Genomic DNA, 21019 nt, shown 5'->3' on the forward strand with positions numbered 1-21019 from the left:
ATTGAGACGCGGCACTGCTGAAAGTGGGGAGTCACGAGATGGCACAAGTTAAGCTCTTTGGCTATTCGGACAAGATTTCGGTCAAGCCGGGAGATGTCATCCAGTTCCATGTCAATGCCGACGGGACAGAGGTCGCCGAGGCGCAACTGGTGCGCCTGATCCATGGTGATGAGCATCCGGCAGGGCCAGGATTCGTCGAACAGGAGATCGACTGTTCCGTTAACGGAGCTTGGCGCGTCGAAAAACAATACACGCAAGTCGGCTCCTTCCTCGAGGTCGGGGACATCGAGCGCCGGCTGGCGCTCGAGGGTAGCTTCACTGTGTTTGCATTTGTCCACCCGTTGTGGCCGCAGGTGGGCACCCGGCAGTGCCTGGTGGGGCGCTGGGACAACGACAAGAATTGCGGGTTTGGCCTTGGCATCAAGCAAAATGGGCTCTTGGAGTTCTGGGTCGGGCAGGGCGACGAGGTCGATTACCTGGAAGCCGAAGTGCCGCTTAAGGCCAACATGTGGTACTTTGTGGCCGCGAGCCTGGATGCGAAAACCGGTCGCGCGACGCTGTACCAGGAAGGCGTGGTCAACCGGTACAACAGCGTGCTCGGCAAGGTCGCGCCGCTCGACCTCAATTCGCACGTCTCTGAAGTCTTTCGGTTTCGCCCGAAGCATTTGGCCGACACGCCGTTCTTGATGGCAGGATCGCGGGACTGGCACGAAAAGCGTGGGCACTTCGTCTCGCAGCTTTATTGCGGCAAGATCGATCGACCTGGATTGTTCGATCGCGTGCTGGGGCGCGATGAGCTCGACCTGATCAGGAGCGGGGACAGGCCGCCGGCCAAAGGCATGGTGGCGTATTGGGACACGACCCACGGATACACCGATCAAGGAATCGGCGATACGGTAACTGACGTCGGTCCGTTCAAGCTGCATGCGAAAGGCTACAATCGGCCGGTTCGTGCGCAGACCGGGTGGAATTGGAGCGGGCGCAATGATTGTTTCCGCTTGGCGCCGAATGAATACGGAGGGGTCGAATTCCACTCCGATGCCCTCATCGACTGCAATTGGAAGGTAACAAAAGCTCTGAAGCTGCCCGATGATCTGCGCAGCGGCGCCTATGCCATGCGCTTGCGCGCAGGGCCCGGCACGGGCCTCGGTGAGGAATATATCCCATTCTTCGTTCGCCCGAAGGTGCCGACCGGCCGCATCGCCTTCCTCGTGCCAACGGCAAGCTACCTGGCCTACGCCAACGAGCATCTGAGCTTCGATGCACCCATCGTTCAGGGCATGACGGGGATGACGCCCATTCTGACGGACATCGACATCGAAATGTACAAGAACGCTGAATTCGGGCACGGCTGTTACGATTCCTGGGCCGATGGTCAGGGTGTCTGTTACAGCTCCTATCGTCGTCCGGTCGTCAATATGCGGCCGAAATACCGCATCTCGAGCATGGATATCACCTGGCAATACCCTGCCGACCTGTCGGTGATCGCTTGGCTCGAACACCACAATTACGACTACGACGTCTTGACCGATGAGGATCTCGATCTCGAGGGAGTTGCCGCGCTCAAGCCATATCGCTGCGTGATCAGCGGCACGCATCCGGAATACTATTCCGAGCGGATGATGGACGCGACGGAAGACTACATCGAGGGAGGTGGTCGCTACATCTACCTCGGCGCCAACGGATACTATTGCAATGTGGCCATTCGACAGGATGAGCCTTGGGTGCTCGAATGCCGCAAGTTCGGCGATACCTGGAAGGCGTGGGAGGCGCGGCCTGGCGAGCACTACATGGCCACCACGGGGCAAAAGGGTGGCCCCTGGAAATGTCTGGGCAGGCCGCCGCAGAAGATCATGGGCGTTGGCTTTGTCTCCGAGGGGTTTGGCAGGAGCGAGCCTTTTTACCGCATGCCGGACAGCTATGATCCATCGCTGTCCTGGATTACCGAGGGAATCGAGGGGGAGATCATCGGCGACTTCGGCCTCGCCTATGATGGGGCTGCCGGCGTCGAGCTCGACCGTTACGATCTGACGCTCGGAACGCCGCCGAACGCGAAGGTGATTGCATCATCTGGCGGTCACACCGACAACTATATTACGCACGTGCAGGTTCAACTGCATCAGCATCCGGGCATCACGGGGAGTTACGACTACCGCGTGCGTGCGGACATGACCTATTTTGCCACGCCGAATGACGGCGCCGTATTCTCTTGCAGCTCCATTGCTTTCGGCCAGGCGCTGCCGGCAAACGGTTTCGATAACAATGTGTCTCGGCTGCTGGCAAACGTCGTGAATGCGTTCGCCAAACCTGGGCCGCTACCGGATGCCACGCGCCCGGAAACGACGCCGCCGGAAGCAGAGCCTGTTGCTTCCTAGGTTCTTTCCGGAAACATCCGAAAAAAGGAGTCACAAACGTGCCGAACGCAGCACAAGTCCAGGACAGGAACGAACTCTTCAAGGAGATGTTCGAGGCAAAGCAGCGCGAGTTCCTGCGAACGCTCGTCACCGGCGAGGTGATGGAGGAGCACCGGCTCGCTCCTTGCGGCCAACACAGCGAGCCGCTGGATCGATTGCTGCTCTATTTCAATCGCCGCCCCTTGGCTGAGCGGTATGCCATCCTGACCGTCGAGCCGTTCAGGGCCTATCGGGTGGTGGCTCTTTCTGGACAACGTGGCGTGCCTCCGAAGGCGGTGGATGAGAAGACGTACGCCTCTCACACGGACGCACAGCACGCGATCTTTCTGCGTAACGTGCAAGCCTTGCTCGAGTCCTGATCCAACTGTGTCGCTTCGACTTTGCGTCACTTAGACTTTCCGTCACTTGGACCTTGTGTCGCTTTGACGATCCTGTTCCCCCAAACTGGAAGCCGGAAAAATTCTGGAGTGCATAAATGACAAAACCTAAGCTCTTCGGCTATTCGGACAAGCTTTCAGCCAAGCCTGGCGATCTCCTTCAGTTTTATGTGAATGCGGAAGGCACCGATCGCGCCGACGCGAAATTAGTGCGGCTGATCCATGGTGATCAGCATCCTTCTGGACCAGGGTTCATGGAGGAAGAGATCAACTGTGAAGCAAACGGCACTTGGCGAGTCGAAAAGCAGTACACCCAGCTCGGCTCGTTCCTGGAAGTAGCCGACCCCGCGCGCCACTTAGCGCTGGAAGGCAGTCTGACCGCCTTTGCCTTTATCTGCCCGACGCGGCCGCAAGGGGGATGCCGACAATCCCTGATCGGTCGCTGGGATGACAAGGAGCGATGTGGATTTTCCCTCGGCATCTCGGAGAACGGTCGGCTCGAGTTCACGGTGGGACAAGGGGCAAGGATCGATCGGCTCGAAGCCAGTGTCCCTCTGCAGGCGAACACGTGGTATTTCGTGGCGGCCACCTTCGATGGAGCAACAGGTCAGGCACGCCTCCTCCAGGAAGGCGTGCTCAATCGCTACAACAGCCTGCTCAGCAGAGTGGCGCTTGTCGAACACCACGCTCATGCAGCTCGCAGCCTTCAGGCGCGGCAGAAGAATCTTCCCGGCACGCCGTTTCTGATCGGCGGCGCGTGGGATTGGCAGGACGTCCGCGGTCAGTTCATATCGCAGCTCTATTGCGGCAAGATCGATCGACCCGGACTTTTTGATCGACCGCTTTCGCCCGTGGAACTGGAGCAGATCAGATCCGGCGAGATGCCGTCCTCGCAAGGCATGGTGGCCTACTGGGATACGGCTGCTGGTTATAGCGAGGCAGGTATCGGCGACACCGTCACTGACACAGGTCCTTTTCGGCTGCACGCCGAGGGACGCAATCGGCCGGTGCGGGGCCAGACCGGCTGGAATTGGAGTGGCCGTAATGATTGCTTCCGCCTTGCGCCACAGGAATATGGCGGCATCGAATTCCACGCCGACGCCCTGATTGACTGCAATTGGAATGTGACCAAGGCGGTCAGGCTGCCTGAGACTTTGCGAAGCGGCGCTTATGCCATCCGCCTGCGCGCAGGTGAAGGAACCGGCTTAGGCGAAGAATACATCCCGTTCTTCGTCCGTCCGAAGGCGCCGAAAAGCCGGATCGCGTTCCTGTTTCCGACCGCAAGCTATATCGCCTACGCCAATGAGCGTCAGAGCTTCGAGGCACCAATCACCCAACCCGTCACCGGCATGCCGGCCGTGTTGTCCGAGATCGACGTCGAACTCGCGGAGCGCTCCGACCTAAGCCTGTCCGCCTGCGATCACCATGCCGACGGGCAGGGCGTTTGCTATAGCTCCTACCATCGCCCGATCATCAACCTGCGCCCGAAATACCGCTCATCCAGCACAAATCTTGCCTGGCAATTCCCGGCCGACCTGTCGGTCATCGCCTGGCTCGAGCACCAGAACTACGAGTACGACGTTCTGACCGACGAAGACCTGGAACGTGAGGGGGTCGCTGCGCTCGAACCATACACCTGCGTCATCAGCGGCACGCATCCGGAGTACTATTCCGAACGGATGTTGGACGCGACTGAGGATTACATCGCAAATGGTGGCCGCTACATTTATCTCGGCGGCAATGGCTTTCACTGGAGCGTGGCGTTCCGCGACAATGAGCCATGGGTGATGGAATGCCGCAAATTCGGTCCGGCCTGGAAAACCTGGGATGCGCGCCCCGGCGAATACTATATGGCCACCAATGGTCAAAAAGGGGGGGCGTGGCGGGCACAAGGCAGGCCGGCACAAAAGGTCGTCGGCGTCGGCTTCATCTCGGAAGGGTACGGAAAGAGCCAGTTTTATCGCAGAATGCCGGACAGCTATCACCGGACAGTCTCCTGGCTCACCAAGGGAATCGATGGAGAGATCATCGGAGATTTTGGTCTGGCCTATGGCGGCGCTGCCGGCGTGGGGCTAGACCGCTGCGATCCGGCGCTCGGAACGCCACCGCATACAAAGGTGATCGCCTCGTCAGGTGGCCACACCGATAACTACCTGGTCAACCCCGAGGTCATTCACTATGCCTTCGAGGGCCTGTCAGGATCATACGATTATCGCGTCCGCGCCGACATGGCCTATTTCACGGCGCCGCACCATGGTGCGGTCTTCTCCGCCGGATCCGTCGCCTTTGGACAAGCGCTGCCGGTCAACAATTTCGACAATAACGTGTCTCGGCTTCTGGCAAATGTCGTGGACGCATTCGTGAGGCCGGGAGCGCTGCCCGGATCGTGGTGGATCAGCGAGGAGAAGCAATGGCGATGAAGCAATCTCGCCAAGTGTTGCTAGGGGCTCGCTGCTCATCGTCGGCAGCCGCAGAAATAGCTCCTGGAATACATGCTCGTAAGGCCGAAGGACCTACTGTGGAGCCGTAACATTCGTGCACGGTCGCAGAGAGGAGGTCTTTAAGATTACAGGCCCACTTGGCAGACCCACTCCGTGCGCCTGGAGCAGGCGATCGCACTCCGTTGACGGCAGCGCAGCCATGGAACTCGACATACTCGATGCTCGTCTTCTTGATCTCGTGCAACACAACAATCGTCTGAGCAGTGAAGCGCTCGGCGAAAGGGTCGGCTTGTCTGCATCCGGAGTTCAGCGTCGACTGAAGCGCCTGCGATCGAAACGCGTGATAGAAGCGGACGTTTCAATCATTTCTCCGAAAGCCATCGGACGAAACGTCACCGTACTGGTCCTCATTTCGTTCGAGCGCTCTCGGGCCGACATCCTTGATCGCTTCAAGCGCTCAATCTGCAAGATGACTGAGGTGATGAGCGGATTCTACGTGACCGGTCAGGCCGAAATCGTCCTGCTGGTGACGGCTCATAGTATGGAAGAGTACGAGCAATTCACCCGGCGCCTCGTAAATGAAACGCCAGACATCAAGCGTATTGACACGATGGTCGTTTTGGATCGATTCAAGGCCGGCTTCACTTTACCAATGGCGTCTATCGCGTGCAGGTGATCAAACTTGACGTCACACTGGATTAGATGGCGCCTCCTTCAGTGCACCCGACTTGGTGTCTCTCTGTGAACCTCGGGGTTGTTGAGCCGGCGACTATCGTCCGCATCGACTAACCCGAATTTGTATCGTACGCTGTCATGCTCACGTTCTTGCTCTCGCCATGGGGTCGGCCGTGGATCGCGAACGGGCCCCAAAGGAGTGCGAGCTTAATCCTGATGATCTTGAGGCGGCGATGGCTGGCGGGCACGCGTGCGCCAGGACAGATTCTGCGCGAGAATACGTAGGGACACTGGGCAGCATTGGCAAAAAGGCGATGGAGTGCTGTCGGTAGGTGCAAAAATGCTCAAGACGTCATATCCTGCACAAGTGAATTCCTGCAGGAGACGTCGAATTGAGCAAGGTCAAGCGGGCCGACCACAAGCGCCGGGGCAATGTCAAGAAGGGACGGGCTGTGGAGCAGGCTCCTCCTCCCGCTGAAACAGCGGTCGCGAAGCCGCCGATCGACGAGAGAACGGGCGCTGCCATTCGTCGTGCCAGGGTCGAGCGGGGGCTTACGCTCAGCGATGTTGCTTCGGCCGTAAGCATTTCGGTCCCAATGCTCAGCCGCTTTGAAACTGGGCAGTCGACCGCCAGCCTTATGCTGCTCGAGCGTATCTGTGCGGTCCTAGGAACAGACCTTCCGACCTTGTTTAGTGAGGTCGAGCAAGCAAGCGGCGAGGCTCAACTGATCAAGGCCTCTGACCAAATGGAGGTCGTTCGCTCAGGGACCAAGCACGGGCACACCTATCGCTTGCTCTCATATCACAAGGGGCCGCGGAAGCTCTTCGAACCCTTCCTCATCAACATGGATAAGAAGAGCGAGAGTTATCCGCGGTTTCAGCATCCTGGCACTGAATTCATCTACATGCTGAGCGGCCGCATGGAGTATCGCTTTGGCGACAGAACGTTTCTCGTTGAGCCGGGCGATGCCTTCACATTCTCGGGCGGCGTTCTTCACGGTCCGGAAAAGCTGCTGGATGACCGCATTCAGTTCATCACGATCATCATATATGCAGAATAACGTTGCCGGCTGCTCAAATTCGGCGAGAGGGGAACAACGTTGAGAGGTCGACGAGATTGCGATCGAGGTCGCACTTGCCATCTATCGTCGATCGCGATTGTCGACACCTTGCTTGAGCTCAGCGCCAAGATCATCGGCCGCCGCGCACTGCAGGACCACATCGACGCTTGGTGTCCGGCATGCCAGCATCATCGTGCGCAGCGGCGGGATTGTCGGGCTGGGGGAGCGCATCTAGGATCGGCTCGGCATGCTCGTGCTGCTTGCCAATCTCGAAAGTGCCCGGAAGCATCCCGATCAACCTGTGGAACGAGGTCGAGGGTGTGCCGGTCATTGATTCCGCGGAACGTCCCGAGCCGATCGCGTCTGCACGGCTGGCCGCAACGGCCCTGGAATTTGGCGGCCAACTGTGCCGCCGGGGCGCAGTCCTTTTGCGAATTTCGCTGACACTCAACATAGGGGAGGATGCGGTGCATGCGATGATAGATGTCACTCATTGAGGAGACGAGGGGCTGGTCTCGCTGAGCGGGCGGATCGTGGTGACTAGGCACAGATATCTCGGCCGCACCAGCGACCTGGCGCCCGGCAACGCGGTCATGCGGGCGCGGGCTGTGCCGCATCACGCTGGGTGCCATGGTTTAGTTCGAAGAGAATTTCCGGGCAATTGAAAGCGTCGCCGGACGAATAGGTCGCAATCCGTCGAAAAGGGGTTCCTGAAAGCGGGATTCGAGCGTCGACACGAGGCTCATTGCATTTAATCAAAATCAAATCGTCGTTACAGTCACGGGGTCGGGCCCGCAGAAATTTCAGATGCTAGGGGACGGACCGCACTATGACTGACCTCGTGCCTGCTGTCTTGGAAGCGCTTGACAGTTCCGGAAATGCACCTCTCAAGCCGGTGCCCGGCACACATCAAATGCTTCGCCGGCCTGCTACTGTGTGTCCTGATAGGCAATCCTTCGTCAAAAACGCGATTCTTGCAAAAATTCCTCTGCAAGATCTCTCGGCTATTGGGCAGTTCCTTGAGCCGATCGTCCTGAGAGAACGTATGATTCTGCAAGAGCCGAAAAGGCCTGTCGAGCACGTCTATTTCATGGAATCGGGCCTCGTCTCGCTAAGGATTGTCGCGGCGGGAAGCATGCTTGAAACGGCCGTCATAGGATATCGCGGTGTGATCGGCATGTCGTTCCTCTGGGGCGGACATTCTTCCAACCATCAAACTGTAGTGCTCTTCCGCGGAAGCGCGCACAGGATCCGGGTTGAGGATTTGCGTCGGGTGATGAAGGAGCGACCGGGGATCCGGGAGCGTCTCTTTGAGTACCTTCAGGCGCTGACGTTTCAATGCATCCAGGCAGGATTGTGCGGAGTTCGGCACGATCGCGAGCAGCGGCTCGCCAGCTGGCTGTGCCTAGCGAGTGATGCTGTGGATGCTCGCGTGCTGCCGGTTACCCATGATTACCTTTCCTCTGTCCTGGGATTGCGCCGCGCCGGCGTTACGGAAACGCTGATCCGACTCGAAGAACAAGGCGTGATTCGCAAGACGCGCGGCGTCCTGCAGATCGACGAGCGCGAATCCCTCGAGCAAAAGGCATGCTGTTGTTACAAGCTAGTCTCAAGCGCTTATGCCTCGTCTCAATCCGCATGCTTGTCGCCGGAGCCGGCGAGCTAGCAGATTTGGCAAGGTACTGTGCTTCATGGTTTCGGCGCGGCGGCTCGGTTTCTTCCGTAACGGTTGCGCGCTCAATCTGAGCTGTAAGCAGTTTGGAGGATTCTTGTGAAAATGGAGAGCCCTAAGTGGCCCCATGTGAGGGCGAATCTTGCGTCCATGCGGCGAGACGTCGCGATATTCTTGGACAATTTAGCTGCTGAAATCTCCTGTGGCTCGACAGACCGGCAGAACTGGGGCGCAAGATGGACTGAAATTGGAGACGCTCAGTGCCTCCGTGCTGAGCGGAGCCTTAAGGAGATGGCCTTCGATGTGGCGACCGAAGCTTGGCTTTGTGGTTTAACTGCCTTTGAAATGGCCCGGCGCCTAGTTGATGATGACGATCCGAAAAGTGGAGACATTTCGGCAAGAGTCGCGACCGATATTCAGAGGTTCGGATTGTCTCTGCGGCAGAAGCTCGAGAGGGTGCAAATTGCGTGCGACGATCAAATTGAGTTTCCAGCCTACTATTTGTCCGCCGGTAATCCAGAGATATGCGCGCCAGCGGTCATTTGCATCAGTGGCGAACAAGAAACTGGAGTTAGGCTGCTCGGGAGACTGCTGCCAGCCGTGACTGGTCGCGGCATGTCTATTCTGGTTATTTCTCATGACGACGTCTCAACTCGCTTGGGCGTCCAACCGGACATGTTGCTGTCTTGCTGTTTGGACTATGTGTCGGCTCAGCCCGACACGGATGCCACTCGAGTTGGTGTCTACGGGGAAGGCTTGTCGGCTGCTCTAGCAACTGATTTCGCGGCATCTGACAGCCGCGTTGCTGCGGCCGTTTGCGACGGTGGCCTTTGGAATTGGGCGCGAATGCTGGCATCTGTAGGCTGGATGACAAAGGCTGCAGATGTCATCGATGAAGACGTAGTGTCGAGGCTTCGCTCGCGATTGGTACGCCAGTTGAGATGCCCAGTTCTCGTGGTTGCCGGTGGCCGCGGCATTGTCAGCGTGTCGGAGGCGATCAAACTTCAAGCTGACTGCGTGGCCGCTCGCATCGACATCGAGTTGGCCATACCGCGAATGATCCGGAGCCCCGCGGGGGAGATCGAAAACTTCGTTTCTTACGACGACTGCATCTTCGAATGGCTAGAGCACAAGCTCGCACATCGCGGATGAGTGGCGAGCGCGGTCAAGCGGCCCCCGATCGGTTCAGTGATCATTCCAAAGCCGACTTCTGTTCTCGATGGTGCTCGGCCACTCCCGGCTGATCTGGTGCGCTTTGTCCTGCACCAGGATTTGCGGATGGTCCTGCGCTGCCACATCGCCGCGCTGGAGACGATCGGCGGCGTGCCGTGCGAGATCCTATACGACCGCATGAAGACCGCCGTCCTTGGTGAGGATGTGGACGGGCTCGTGATTTACAATCGTGCTCTCCCCGATCTCGTCCGCCATTACGGCTTCCAGCCGCGTGCCTGTCGGCCCTATAGGGCGAAGACCAAAGGCAGGGTTGAGCGGCCGTTCCGCTATATCCGGGAGGACTTCTTCCTCGCCGGCACCTTCCGCAATCTTAAAGATCTGAACAGTCAGCTGCGGCATTGGCTCGACACCGTCGCCAATCCGCGTGTGCATGCGACGACCCGGCGCGTCGTCAACGAAGCCTTCGCCGCGGAAAGGGACGCCCTCAAGCCCTTGCCGCTTGTGCCCTATCAGGCGGTTTTCCGGCTCGAACGCCGCGTGTCGCACGAAGGCACGATCTGCGTGGGCGGCAAACCGACCGGTGCCGCGCCGGCCGTCGTCGATCGGTCAAACGCAATCTTGTCGGCCTGAAGATGCCGCGCGCGCTCGAAATCTTCGACGTCACGCTGCGCGGAATCGAACGCGGCGAGACAACCACGGTCGAAGCGCCCGACATGCTGCTCGCCGAGGAGCTCTCCCTGCGCGAGAACCGGCGCGTCAAAATGGCCTTGCAGATGGCGCGCCTGTCGGCAGTCAAGATCCTTGACGGCTTCGACTTCTCGTTCCAACCCTCGCTCGACAGGAACCGCATCATGGCGCTCGCTGAGCTGTAGGTTCATCGATCGCGCCGAGGCGGTGCATCTGCTCGGACCGCTCGAGTCCGATTCATACTGCCCACCTCGCTATGCCATTATAGTTCAAGCTCTCTTTGGCGGAGATCGCCAGACGACGGGCGCCGGAAGCGCCGCTCTTTTGCGGCCTTATTGACCTCAGGGTGCTCCAGATCAAGCGCTTTGATCATCCAGGGTGCGCCTTTACAGCTGGTGTGCGGGCAAGCTTCGCTCCGCGATCAGGCGGCGAACCGTCGATGGGCTGACCTTCAACGCAGCGGCGGCTTCATCCAGAGTGATTTCTCCTCTCTCCATGCGTTCGCCTTTGCTACCAGCTACACCACTGTCTGGGAGTCATGCCAAGCTGATGGCTTCTTGTGGGTGGAAGTCCCATCCGGCCAAAGCCGAACCAGGCAAGCCGCAACCGAGTCTTGCGGGCGTCGCGGCAACGCGGGGTCTGAAGTGTAGACAGGAGCCATGTGGGGTGCGAGTTGAAGCTAATGTGCCGGCCCAACTGGATATCCATCTCGTCGTTGGCAACTACGCCACCCACAACGTTCTTGATCAAGTTTGCGCAGACCATGGGAGCGACGCCGCAGCAACTCTTCTGCAAGGGGGGGCCTCCGGCTGCGCTTCTGCTCACTCTTGTCGGTATTCGCCTTCAGCGCGTCCGCCATGCTGGTGCTCGTTGCCTCCGAGATGGTCGGCGCGAAAGCCGCTCTCGGCTATCTTATGGTCAACAGCCACTACAGCTTCCTGATCCGCAGATGGTCCTCGGCATCCTCGGCATTACGGTCAAGCCCTACCCCGATCTGCTCGGGGACGGGCTCTTTTTGAGCTGGCGCCAAAGGCAGCGCGCTGCAAACCCGGTGATCCGAATTTAACGCGGGGTCTATGATTTTGGCTTTGGGGCTCTGGGGCGCCTGAAAAATTCTTCATCAGGCAGGATAAGGTCGACGTGGCTGACGCCTAACGTGCTTGCGAGTTCGAACAACGTCACCACGGTCGGATTGCGCCGGCCATTCTCCAGGCCGCTGATATACTGTTGAGTAAAGCCAGAGGCCTCGGCGAATATCTCCTGCGTGAAGCCCTTCTGCTTCCGCAGCCTGGAGAAATTCCGGCCTACCAACTTGCGCATGTCCATCTGCGCAAGTTGCGTCTTTACACACTATGATGTTTATCTCCTATAGTATGTATTTGCCAAGCGAGACCAATTGGGATCTGGGACGCTTCTCGAGGCAATACGTCCGCGACAAGTCATTCTGCGAGGTTTATGCCTAGGCTTGCAATATTACGGCAGTCGTGTGGCAGTCCTTGCGGAGAATGAGCAAGTTGAGCAACCAAGTTGATGGTAAGAACCATGCAGACGCTGCCACTCGATCCTGACGTCGCCGATTCGGCTCCGGGTGCTCCAGTGCTTACGATCTACGATGAACAACATCTAGCGACCTATTGGCGCCTTCTTGATGCCGCGGCCGAGGGCGCCGACTGGAAGGAAGTCGCTCGCATCGTGTTGCGTATCGATCCAGATCATGAACCGGCGCGCGCCCGCAATGCATTTGATACTCACCTGGCACGAGCCAATTGGATGGCGGACCATGGTTACCGTCATTTGTTACGCGGCGCAGCCTCCAAATAGCAAACGTTTGTCATCTGAGATCGCAGATCGAGAATGGGTTTCTTCTATTCCGAAGTGATCGTTCCTGCGCATCACGCGATGCGACATTAGCGACTTGCCTCACAACCCACGGCTTCATAGACCTTGCGTCGCAATTTATTTGGGGATCAGTTGCATGTCGGAGTTCGACTGGCGCTCACCGGAGCCATATCAGCGCGCGATCAAAGCAGGGGACAGGGCAAACTTTGCTTGGGAATCGCTCAGGCGAAGTTTAAACTACCGGATTGCTTATCGGGAGGTTCGCACGAAAGGCGGGGACGTGGGCGCCGAATTCCGAAGGAGGTGGGGGATCTGCTTTCGCTCATGACCCCCAGGGGTCCTTCTTCGAGCAAACCATCTTCTGGGCACCCGAGGCTTTGCCGAGCGTGGTGCCAGTCGTGCGGAGGGTGTCTGCCTCGCAGGTCATCGGCACAGCGCTACCTCTTGCTGATCTTGCATCGGGCAGTATCAAGCGGGCGTCCGACGGTTGGCATGCCGTATTGTGCATTCAGGGAGTGCAACATCACCTTTGGCTGAAACAGGCGCCCCAATTCGGGGCTCTCTACTCCGCCGAACTGCCGTACGATGCGGATTACGAAATTCGCGCTTATGCTTCACATCGGCTGTGGCGCGCCATTAACGGTCGCCCGGCGGGATCTACGCATCATCGGCTTTCGGCACAGCAGCGGGAAAGGCTCGCGTTGGCGCTGCGAGCGCTGGATGGGCACACGGATGGCGCATCTTATCGCGTCATCGCCGAAGTGTTGTTTGGCAGACAACGCATCCCTGAACGTGGTTGGAAGACCCATGACATTCGTAGCCGAACGATCCGCCTGGTGCAGGCTGGCCGTGCGCTGGTGCGCGGTGGCTATCGCGCATTGCTTCGCCCAACATCTCGCAAGGAATAGGGCCAGGGTACCGAAAATTATATCTGCATGTATGCTCTGAGCGAGACTACTCCGCCATCGTGACCGGCGACGCGAGCCCCAACGCGGCCGCGCTCCAGACGGTGACGCGGGGCCCGAATATGTCCGATCCGAACGCCGGCGTGCCACCGCGATACCTACCACGCCCGAAGCTGCGCGCTTTCTCGGCCTGTCCTAGGCACACACTCGAAAAACACCGCACCTATGGCACGCGCCCGACATACCAGCGAGCTGAGCGACCGCGTCGTCTGTGCGCTTGAAGATCTCACAGCGCGGGTTGACCGCGGAGCCAAGACGTCGACGAGCGATACCGGCGCAGGATTGGTGTTGCCAGCCAAACGCCAAACACCTATTCGGTATACAGTCGGATGACAACCCATCGCATAGAAGGCGCTACTCAGAGCGCAGCCAGCTCGATCTGTTCAGTGCCCTTCCGGCGATCTGACAGCCGTGACCCCTAAGATTGATGGCCTACCCGCTCTTTTAACCGGCAAAGTCAAAACGCCTTGTACCAGTCGACTTCCGCGGGAACCATCACATCCGGGTCAAAGCCGTGCCTCCGCAAGGAAGCCGGCTGATTGGCACGTACGACAGCCAGATCGCAATTGGCCAGTCGTGCGTACTCCTGGTCTGGACGCCTCCATCATGCCGAATGGCGGTTCGATCGAGCGGCAGCCTGGAGCGGACGCCGCGGGTTACTCTAGTCTTGAGGGGCAGGTCGACAAACCATTGGAAAGAATTGTTGAGGGCGGCGGCCCCTTCGACGCTGCTCGCCGTCGGCATCGAGGTGAATTCGGGGGGCGGACGTTGGCAACGCCACCAGCGACGTCATCGCTGCGCTACGTGGGGCAGGGGATTCATACCAATCCTCAAATTGATCGACCGATATAGGCCCAATCGCGGAGCGCGATTGACATGGTCTTCCACGGCTGATCGATGAGAGTGTTCCAGGCGTAACAGCAGTGATCGACGATGTTCTCATAGGATTTGAAGACGCGGTTTGACAGCCAATTTTGGCGCATGAACTGCCAGATATTCTCCTGGCTGTGCAGCTCGGGCGAACGCGGCGGCAACGGCATCAGCGAGATGTTGTGCGGGATCTTCAGCTCCTTCGCTCCGTGCCAGCCGGCCTGATCGAGAATGACGATGGCGTGGGCGCTATGGCTGACCTTGCTTGCGATCTCGTTGAGATGAAGCTGCATGGCCTCGCTGTTGCAGAGGGGCAGAACCAGTGCCGCGCCGGTTCCGAGCTCCGGGCACACGGCGCCGAACAGGTAGGTCGATTGCGTGCGCTGGTCGGGAGCCGCCCGCGGCCGCGATCCCTTTCTAGCCCAGCGATAGGTGAGCTTGTTCTTCTGCCCCACCCGCATCTCATCCTGAAACCACACCTCTACCGGCGTGTCCGGCGCAAGGCTGCTGCGGATTTCCTCCACGCGAGCGTGGAAGTTTTTTTAATGCCTCGATCGCCGCGGGATCCTGCTTGTACGCTCTCGGCCGGGCGCTGACGTGTGAGAAGCCGAGGTCCTTGAGGGCTCGATAGACCGTATCGTCTGACACCGAGATGCCGAACTCCTCATGCAGCCGCATGATCAGGTCACAGGCCCGCCAGCGCACCACGCCGTGGATGGGCGGGGTCGGCCCTTCGTCCACGATCCGCGCCAGAAACGCCCGGTGCTCCGTGTTGAGCTTCGCCGGCGCGCCTGGCGCGGGAACATTGATCAGACCATCGGGCCCTTGCTTGTTGAATCGGATCACCCAGTCACGAAGCGTCTGCCGGTCCATCCCGCCAACCTTGGCGGCCTCCGCCCGCGATGCGCCATCGAGCACCGCAGCGATCGCCAGAAGGCCGGACCTGATCGCTGTCCTTCGACCGCCAAGCGAGCCGGCGAAGCTCAACCGCTGAAAAATCCGTTCGAACCGCAATCGGCTGGCCCATGGCAACTCCCTCCAGTTGCCATGTTGAATCATCGATCCTCTGATTTGGGAATGCCCGTCGTGAGTCAGCACCTCAGCGGATTGGTATCAGTCGATAAAACGGGCCAGCAGGCGGTCTGCCGCAATCTCAACATTCAGCCGACATTGACGATGCGTCCGGGATTTCCGATGCGACGTGACGTGAATCGCGACTTGGTGCTTGAGCCGTACAGAGGATGAGACCGCCAAGCTTAAACTCGATGCGATCGAGGACGATAAGCAGACCAAAACGACACACGAAATTGCCGGCGAGCGTCCACCGGAATCTTGTAGACTACGCTAAAATCCTGGCTGGAAACGGGGCAGCCGATCCAGGATCCAGCCAAACTGATGCTGCACCGATGTGGTGCTGTTCACCGCAGCGGACAGAAGTCTTCCAGAAGGCTCGATGGACACGTCAATGTCCGAGCGGAGGCGAGGAATAGCGCTCAGAGAGCAACTGGAGGAAGGCGGCCAACGCCGGGTTTTGGTTGTCGGCTCGCCAATAGGCCGAAAAGTCGAACCGGCTGGGGCCCGTGCCGTCGCGCAGCTCTCGGTAGGTCAGGCCGGCGAAGTTAGCCCCCATGTCAGATTCGAGCACGAGGCTTATGCCGGCCCGCATGCTGATCAGGCTCTTGATGATGCCGCGGCTGACGTCGTGGCGCTCGATTTTGGGACGATCTTCAGGCGAGACGAGCTTGGAAACCAGGAGATCTTCAAACTCCTTTCCGGGATCGTAATGGCTCAGCAGCACCGTCTGCCCTCGCAGGTCAGTCCAGTAGACAGGCTCTCGCGAACTGAGGGGATGGTCTTGGGGGAAGGCAACCAGGACGCGTTCGCTCCACAGCAGTAAGGACTCGGCGTCCGACAATGGCAGGCTCCCTGTCACGATCAGGACGTCGAGCACGCCGTTGCGAAGCGCCGCCGCCAGACGCGCTCGCGATCGTTCCGCCGTCGCAAGTTCGATCTGCGGGAATCGCCGCTTGAACTCGAGCAGCGAGCCTTGCAGATTGCCTGCCGAAAGCGAGGTGCAGAAGCCGACACTCAGACGGCCGGTTTCGCTGTTCTGAACAGACCTCGCGGTTGCGATAAGTGAGTCGAATTCTTCCACAATGGTCCTTGCTAGCCGGAGAACGCTGCGGCCGGCCCGCGTCGGGCGCACACCGCCACTACCGCGCTCAAAAATAGCAATGCCCAAGTGGTGTTCAATCTCGCTAATTCTACGGCTGAGGCTCGATTGTTGCGACCTCAGCATCTCCGCAGCTTGACGAAAACTGCCGCAATCGGCCGCGGCAACCGCCGATCTCAGGTGTTTCAGATCGAGAGCTTTGCTGGCCTGAAGGGAAGGCCGTCGACGATGGAAATTGTGCATCTTAAGGCTTTATCGAGCGGGGCTGCCGCCCAAGTAGCGATTGAGACTTGTACCTGCTTCCGAAGGCCTAAGCGGCAGCTTGGATGACTGGGGCCCAGAGCACCGGACCTGAGATGCGCCCAGCCTTGCGGATGCGCTCCAAAGCATCGGTGGATACCTCGAGATAGCCCGCTAGCGCGATCGTATTTCCGAGCGGTCGAGGTTTTCCGATCGAACGAAGCGGCCATCCTGCACGCCGAAGAATGCGGTCCATGCGAGCATCGGTGACGGTCACGATTTCTGTCAATCCAGTGGAGAGACCAAATTCGATCATACCCGCAAAGAGCTCGTAGGTGGCGGCAGCAAGTCCACCGGCCGCTTTCGGTGCATCAGAACGAACATCGAGAGCGAAGCGGCTGCTTTCCCACACCTGAGCGCTTCGTGGCGCACGTTGTCCGTCCAGAAGAATTGGGAAAATCTCTCTAAGCATGGTTGGGCCAGTCGACGGCAGAAGGCGGACGCACCCCTGAATCCTCCCATCCGTCGAGCGAAGCAGCAGATGAACTGGCCTCAAGACGTCAAATTCGTCGACCTCCATATCGCCGCTGACCTCGACATTCCAATCCAGGCGCTGTTTGAAAACGCGATAGCGCAGCCGGTGCATCTCGGCAAGATCGTCGATAAACTCGCCGTAGTACGGTGGCGTAATGAGCTGGATCATTCCTGCTTCCCTGCTTTGATTCGGCAAATCAAGCAGGAAGCCAAGGCAACCGCATCCTGTGCAATCGCACAGGTGTTTATTGGTAACCGGTATGAGCCCCACCTGGGCATCGCGCGAATGAGCTGCAATACAGCGGGGTATGAACTGTCTTTTGGAGGTGGAATGTAGCAGATGCCATGCATGAAGCCATGCTTGATACCACGCAGGAAGGCGGCTCCTATCGTCGGATCGAGGTGATCACAGGGCGGCGTCGGTGTCGCGCGCCATGGAAAACTGCCCCCTCGGCGTCACGAGGAATTGCCCCTCCTTGGATAGCCGAGGAGAGAGCGAATGAACGAGGAACGAATCACGGAAGGCTCGTCGTGGAGTGATCCACGGGGGCAGGTGATGAAGACGCCGGATGACGTGGCGGAGATGTTGCGCCTGAGGGCGTGCGGGTGGGGTCTGAAGCGGATTGCGCGGCAGCTGGGCTGCAGCCATCACACGGTGAAGGACTACGTGGCGGCGGGCGGGGTGAAGCCGTTCAAGTCGCCTGACCGGGCGAAGCGGCTCGATGGCCTTGAAGGCTGGCTGCGCGAGAGGTTCATTCGGCATCGCGGCAATGCGGATGTGGTGCGCCAGGACCTGTTGGCCGAGAAAGGGGTGGCAATCAGCCGGCGAACGCTGCAACGCGCCGTGCAGCCCTATCGCCAGGCGCTGAAGGCGGAGGCGCTGGCGACGACGCGGTTCGAGACGTCCCCAGGCCGACAGCTGCAGATCGACTTCGGGGAGCGTCTGGTCGAGATCGGCGGGGTAAAGATCAAGGCATTCGTGTTCGTGGCGACGCTCGGGCATTCGCGGCGGCTGCATGTCCGTGCGTTCCGGGGCGAGAAGCAAGAGCACTGGTTCGCCGGGCTCGAGAGCGCATTCACGACGACCTTCGGCGGCGTGCCGGAGGAAGTGCTGATGGACAATCCACGCGCGCTCGTGGTGCGCCACGACGCGGTGAGCCGATCGGTTCAGTTCAACGACAAGCTCATCGCGTTTGCAAAGCATTGGGGCTTCCGTCCTCGCGCCTGCGCGCCGTATCGGGCGCGCACGAAGGGCAAGACGGAGAATGGCGTTGGCTACGTGAAGAAGAACGCGATCGCGGGGCATTCCTTCGCGAGCTGGGAGGCATTTGAGGTGCATCTCGCCGAGTGGGAGCGTGAGGTGGCGAACGTGCGTATCCATGGCACCACCGGCGAGGCGCCGATCGCTCGCTTTGTGCGTGACGAGGCACACCGGTTGAAGCCGCTCGGCGGGCTGCCCTCGTTCGGATCGTTGCGCGAACTGACCCGCGTCGTCGGCAACGATTGTGCCGTCGAGATCGACACGAACAGCTACTCGGTGCCGTGGCGGCTGATCGGCGAGCGCGTGGCGGAGACCGTTGTGGCCGGCGAGGTGCGCATCCGCCACGGCATGCGCGAGGTTGCGGTCCACAGGCAATCGGAAGGTCGCCGGCTGCGGATCGTCGATTCCGCCCACCTAGACGGGGTTGCCGGCCGCAATGGCGCGGTCTGCCGACCGGTAATCGCGACACCGACAGTGCCAGCGCCTTCTCCACTGCCCTCGTTATTGCGTCCTCTTGCCGAATACGAAGCAGCGATCGGAGGGAGCTTCTGATGGCGCGCACAAAGAAGGCTACCGAAGCACCAATCGATCGGCTCGACGCCATGCTGGCGCGATTGCAGCTATTCGGCATCCGCGACCAGCTCGACAACCTGCTCGATGAGGCGGCGCGCGCGAACCTATCGGGGCGTGGGACGCTGATCCTGCTGTGCGAGCGCGAGATCGCGCGCAAGGATCATCGCCGCATCGAGATGGCGCTGGAACTCGCACACTTCGCGGCCGTGAAGGAGCTTGCGGGCTTCGACTTCGAGGCGCAGCCGTCGATCGATCCGAAGCAGATCCGCGACCTGGCCGCGTCACGTTGGATCGCCAACGGCGAGAACGTGCTGCTGCTCGGCCCGCCAGGCGTCGGTAAGACGCACTTGTCGATCGCGCTCGGGCGAGAGGCGATCCTGGCCGGTTACCCGGTGCAGTTCACCACGGCGACGACGCTGGTCGCTGGCCTCGCCAAGGCGCATGGTGAGCGGCGCCTGGACGAGAAACTGCTCGCGCTGGCGAAGCCAAAGCTGCTGATCGTCGACGAACTCGGCTACCTGCCGCTGGAGCCCGATGCGGCGCATCTGTTCTTCCAGCTGGTCAGCCGCCGCTACGAAACCGGCGCCATGTCGATCACGTCGAACCGCAGCGTTGCCGAATGGGGCACCGTGTTCGCCGATCCGGTGGTCGCCACCGCGATCCTCGACCGGCTCTTGCACCACAGCCACGTGCTGACCATCCGCGGCAACAGCTACCGGCTCCGCGCCAAGCGAAAGAGCGCCTCATCAAGCCGCCCGCCGCTGACGGCTCGGCGCTCGCCCGCCCGATACGCCCTCCGGTCGGCTCCGCCTCCCTCCGTCCCGTCAGCGGCGGAGCCAATCTTCAACCGACATCATGAACCCGATGGTGGGGGCAGTTCTTCACGACGCAAAGGGGCAGTTCCGGATGGCTTTGACAGCGTCGGTGACGGCACTGGACAGCGGAAGAGAAGGCCGGATCGTGGCGGAGAGCTTCGAGGAAGGGGCCAATATTTCCGAGGTCGCTCGGCGCCACGGCGTTGTCGGTGGGCTGCTGACGGTGTGGCGGCGCAGGTTCGAGACGGCAGCGAGCCTTCAGGCGCCAGGCTTCGTGCCGGTTCGGATCGCTTCCGAGAGCGGTCCGGCGACGGCAGACGAGCCGGACCGGTTAGCGTCCGCGCATAAGGTGCTGCCGCAGATCGCATCGCCCCCAGGCAAGCTTGGCGGGATGATCGAGATCGAGGTGGGCGGGGCACACGTCCGGGTCGAGCCCGGAGTGGAACTGGCGACGCTTTTCGACAGTGCTATCGGCGCTTCGGCGTATCCGTTGATTGCATTACGGTCTGACCTCAAGGTCGTGCTGGCGGCACAGCCGGTCGACTTTCGCGAGTCGGTGCACACGCTATCGGCGCTGGTGAGCGACACTACGCCATCTCGACCAATGTCTCGCGCAATGGGCGATGTCGAAATACAAACGTCTGCGGCGACATCGAAGACGGGCAGAGCACTGGGTACCGGACATTGCTTGCCGCCCCCCAAGCTGTTGGCCCACAGGGCTGGTTGCTACCGGAGGTTGAGAGGCGCCTCCGGGAGGAACTGGCCGCTCTACAAGTTGAGATCAACGAAGAGAAGAGTCGAACCGTGGACCTCGGCTACGGCGAAAACTTCGGCTTCCTCGGCTTTGACTTCCGACGTGCGCGCAGTCGTCGCGGGCTTTGGCGTCCAAGCTACACGCCAAATCTCAAGAAGCGCACGGCGCTGCTGCGGAAACTCAAGGATATGTTCCGCCGCCGACAATCGTAACCAGTCGGTCAGCTGATCACGCTGATCAACCCGGTGCTACGCGGTTGGGTGAATTACTTCGCGGTTGGAAACTCCGGTGAGTGCTTTAGCTTCAAGGCTGGGTAGAGAAGAAGGTTCGGCGCCATATGATGCGAGCTCGGAGACGAAAGGGCTTCGGCTGGATGCGGTGGAGTAGGCAATGGCGGTACGAAACTTGAAGCTGTTCAACGGCTATCGGGTTCGGCATGTGTGCTGAAAGTCGTGCCAGCAGGATAGGTCCCATAACCCTTGAGGTGAAACAGAC

Annotated in this window: 18 protein-coding genes and 7 pseudogenes; 20 read left to right on the plus strand and 5 right to left on the minus strand. The window is 59.8% G+C overall.

Annotated elements, in window-relative coordinates:
• Positions 1–38 precede the first annotated feature (38 nt).
• The 9 genes and pseudogenes from P6U30_RS10345 (at position 39) to P6U30_RS10385 (ending at position 10685) form a co-directional block, all read left to right on the plus strand.
• Entirely contained in the window at positions 39–2375 is a 2337-nt protein-coding gene (locus P6U30_RS10345) for a N,N-dimethylformamidase beta subunit family domain-containing protein (protein WP_407169099.1), read from the plus strand.
• A 38-nt stretch (positions 2376–2413) separates the two neighbouring features.
• Complete coding sequence (locus P6U30_RS10350; RefSeq protein ID WP_407169100.1) at positions 2414–2773, plus strand: hypothetical protein; 360 nt, start codon at positions 2414–2416, stop codon at positions 2771–2773.
• 116 nt (positions 2774–2889) lie between these two features.
• Positions 2890–5211, plus strand: a complete 2322-nt coding sequence (locus tag P6U30_RS10355) for a N,N-dimethylformamidase beta subunit family domain-containing protein (protein WP_407169101.1) — start codon at positions 2890–2892, stop codon at positions 5209–5211.
• A 220-nt stretch (positions 5212–5431) separates the two neighbouring features.
• Positions 5432–5908, plus strand: coding sequence for an Lrp/AsnC family transcriptional regulator (locus tag P6U30_RS10360; RefSeq protein WP_407169102.1), 477 nt, complete (start codon positions 5432–5434; stop codon positions 5906–5908).
• Between the two features lie 391 nt (positions 5909–6299).
• Positions 6300–6968: a helix-turn-helix domain-containing protein gene (locus tag P6U30_RS10365; protein ID WP_407169103.1), complete on the plus strand. Its 669-nt coding sequence runs from the start codon at positions 6300–6302 to the stop codon at positions 6966–6968.
• 829 nt (positions 6969–7797) lie between these two features.
• A complete protein-coding gene (locus tag P6U30_RS10370; protein ID WP_407169104.1) occupies positions 7798–8634 on the plus strand; it encodes a Crp/Fnr family transcriptional regulator in 837 nt (278 codons plus the stop codon).
• Between the two features lie 297 nt (positions 8635–8931).
• A complete protein-coding gene (locus P6U30_RS10375) occupies positions 8932–9792 on the plus strand; it encodes an alpha/beta hydrolase family protein (RefSeq protein WP_407169105.1) in 861 nt (286 codons plus the stop codon).
• Positions 9793–9850: 58 nt separating this feature from the next.
• Positions 9851–10383: pseudogene (gene istA, locus P6U30_RS10380) on the plus strand (IS21 family transposase); the annotation flags it as partial.
• 62 nt (positions 10384–10445) lie between these two features.
• Positions 10446–10685 carry an ATP-binding protein gene (locus tag P6U30_RS10385; protein WP_407169106.1) on the plus strand — a complete coding sequence of 80 codons (240 nt, stop codon included), beginning with the start codon at positions 10446–10448 and terminating at the stop codon, positions 10683–10685.
• Positions 10686–10886: 201 nt separating this feature from the next.
• Here P6U30_RS10385 and P6U30_RS10390 read toward each other — a convergent pair whose 3' ends face one another.
• Positions 10887–10997: a helix-turn-helix domain-containing protein gene (locus P6U30_RS10390; RefSeq protein WP_407169107.1), complete on the minus strand. Its 111-nt coding sequence runs from the start codon at positions 10995–10997 to the stop codon at positions 10887–10889.
• 577 nt (positions 10998–11574) lie between these two features.
• The gene (locus P6U30_RS10395; RefSeq protein WP_407169108.1) at positions 11575–11826 is read right to left on the minus strand and encodes a helix-turn-helix domain-containing protein; all 252 of its coding nucleotides are present in this window, start codon (positions 11824–11826) and stop codon (positions 11575–11577) included.
• 216 nt (positions 11827–12042) lie between these two features.
• Between P6U30_RS10395 and P6U30_RS10400 the strand changes: the two genes are divergently transcribed.
• The 5 genes and pseudogenes from P6U30_RS10400 to P6U30_RS10420 form a co-directional block, all read left to right on the plus strand.
• Complete coding sequence (locus tag P6U30_RS10400; protein ID WP_407169109.1) at positions 12043–12321, plus strand: DNA -binding domain-containing protein; 279 nt, start codon at positions 12043–12045, stop codon at positions 12319–12321.
• A gap of 154 nt (positions 12322–12475) precedes the next feature.
• Positions 12476–12667: a transcriptional regulator domain-containing protein gene (locus P6U30_RS10405; protein ID WP_407169110.1), complete on the plus strand. Its 192-nt coding sequence runs from the start codon at positions 12476–12478 to the stop codon at positions 12665–12667.
• A 79-nt stretch (positions 12668–12746) separates the two neighbouring features.
• Positions 12747–13247: a DUF2285 domain-containing protein gene (locus P6U30_RS10410; RefSeq protein WP_407169111.1), complete on the plus strand. Its 501-nt coding sequence runs from the start codon at positions 12747–12749 to the stop codon at positions 13245–13247.
• A gap of 119 nt (positions 13248–13366) precedes the next feature.
• Positions 13367–13637 (plus strand): annotated as a pseudogene (locus P6U30_RS10415) (helix-turn-helix transcriptional regulator).
• 187 nt (positions 13638–13824) lie between these two features.
• A pseudogene (locus P6U30_RS10420) lies at positions 13825–14143 on the plus strand (TrbI/VirB10 family protein); the annotation flags it as partial.
• On the opposite strand, the pseudogene P6U30_RS10425 reads toward P6U30_RS10420, so the two are convergent.
• Positions 14135–15201 (minus strand): annotated as a pseudogene (locus P6U30_RS10425) (IS630 family transposase). The pseudogenes P6U30_RS10420 and P6U30_RS10425 sit on opposite strands and share 9 nt — an antisense overlap.
• 86 nt (positions 15202–15287) lie before the next feature.
• On the opposite strand from P6U30_RS10425, the pseudogene P6U30_RS10430 reads away from it, so the two are divergent.
• Positions 15288–15419, plus strand: a pseudogene (locus P6U30_RS10430) (conjugal transfer protein TraI); the annotation flags it as partial.
• A gap of 217 nt (positions 15420–15636) precedes the next feature.
• Here P6U30_RS10430 and P6U30_RS10435 read toward each other — a convergent pair.
• Both P6U30_RS10435 and P6U30_RS10440 read right to left on the minus strand, forming a co-directional pair.
• Positions 15637–16590: a LysR family transcriptional regulator gene (locus tag P6U30_RS10435; protein WP_407169112.1), complete on the minus strand. Its 954-nt coding sequence runs from the start codon at positions 16588–16590 to the stop codon at positions 15637–15639.
• A gap of 67 nt (positions 16591–16657) precedes the next feature.
• A complete protein-coding gene (locus P6U30_RS10440; RefSeq protein ID WP_407169113.1) occupies positions 16658–17290 on the minus strand; it encodes an acyl-homoserine-lactone synthase in 633 nt (210 codons plus the stop codon).
• Positions 17291–17620: 330 nt separating this feature from the next.
• On the opposite strand from P6U30_RS10440, the gene istA (P6U30_RS10445) reads away from it, so the two are divergent.
• The 5 genes and pseudogenes from istA (P6U30_RS10445) to P6U30_RS10465 all read left to right on the plus strand — a co-directional run bounded on the left by istA (P6U30_RS10445) (position 17621) and on the right by P6U30_RS10465 (position 20841).
• Positions 17621–18934, plus strand: a complete 1314-nt coding sequence (gene istA, locus P6U30_RS10445) for an IS21 family transposase (protein WP_407169114.1) — start codon at positions 17621–17623, stop codon at positions 18932–18934.
• Positions 18934–19814: pseudogene (gene istB, locus P6U30_RS10450) on the plus strand (IS21-like element helper ATPase IstB). Before istA (P6U30_RS10445) ends, istB begins: the two are co-directional and overlap by 1 nt.
• A gap of 47 nt (positions 19815–19861) precedes the next feature.
• A pseudogene (locus tag P6U30_RS10455) lies at positions 19862–19990 on the plus strand (transposase); the annotation flags it as partial.
• 584 nt (positions 19991–20574) lie between these two features.
• Positions 20575–20736, plus strand: coding sequence for a hypothetical protein (locus P6U30_RS10460; RefSeq protein WP_407170681.1), 162 nt, complete (start codon positions 20575–20577; stop codon positions 20734–20736).
• Between the two features lie 33 nt (positions 20737–20769).
• Positions 20770–20841 carry a hypothetical protein gene (locus P6U30_RS10465; RefSeq protein WP_407170415.1) on the plus strand — a complete coding sequence of 24 codons (72 nt, stop codon included), beginning with the start codon at positions 20770–20772 and terminating at the stop codon, positions 20839–20841.
• The last annotated feature ends 178 nt before the right edge of the window (positions 20842–21019 follow it).

Source organism: Bradyrhizobium sp. ORS 111, from assembly GCF_045571485.1.
GTDB lineage: Bacteria > Pseudomonadota > Alphaproteobacteria > Rhizobiales > Xanthobacteraceae > Bradyrhizobium.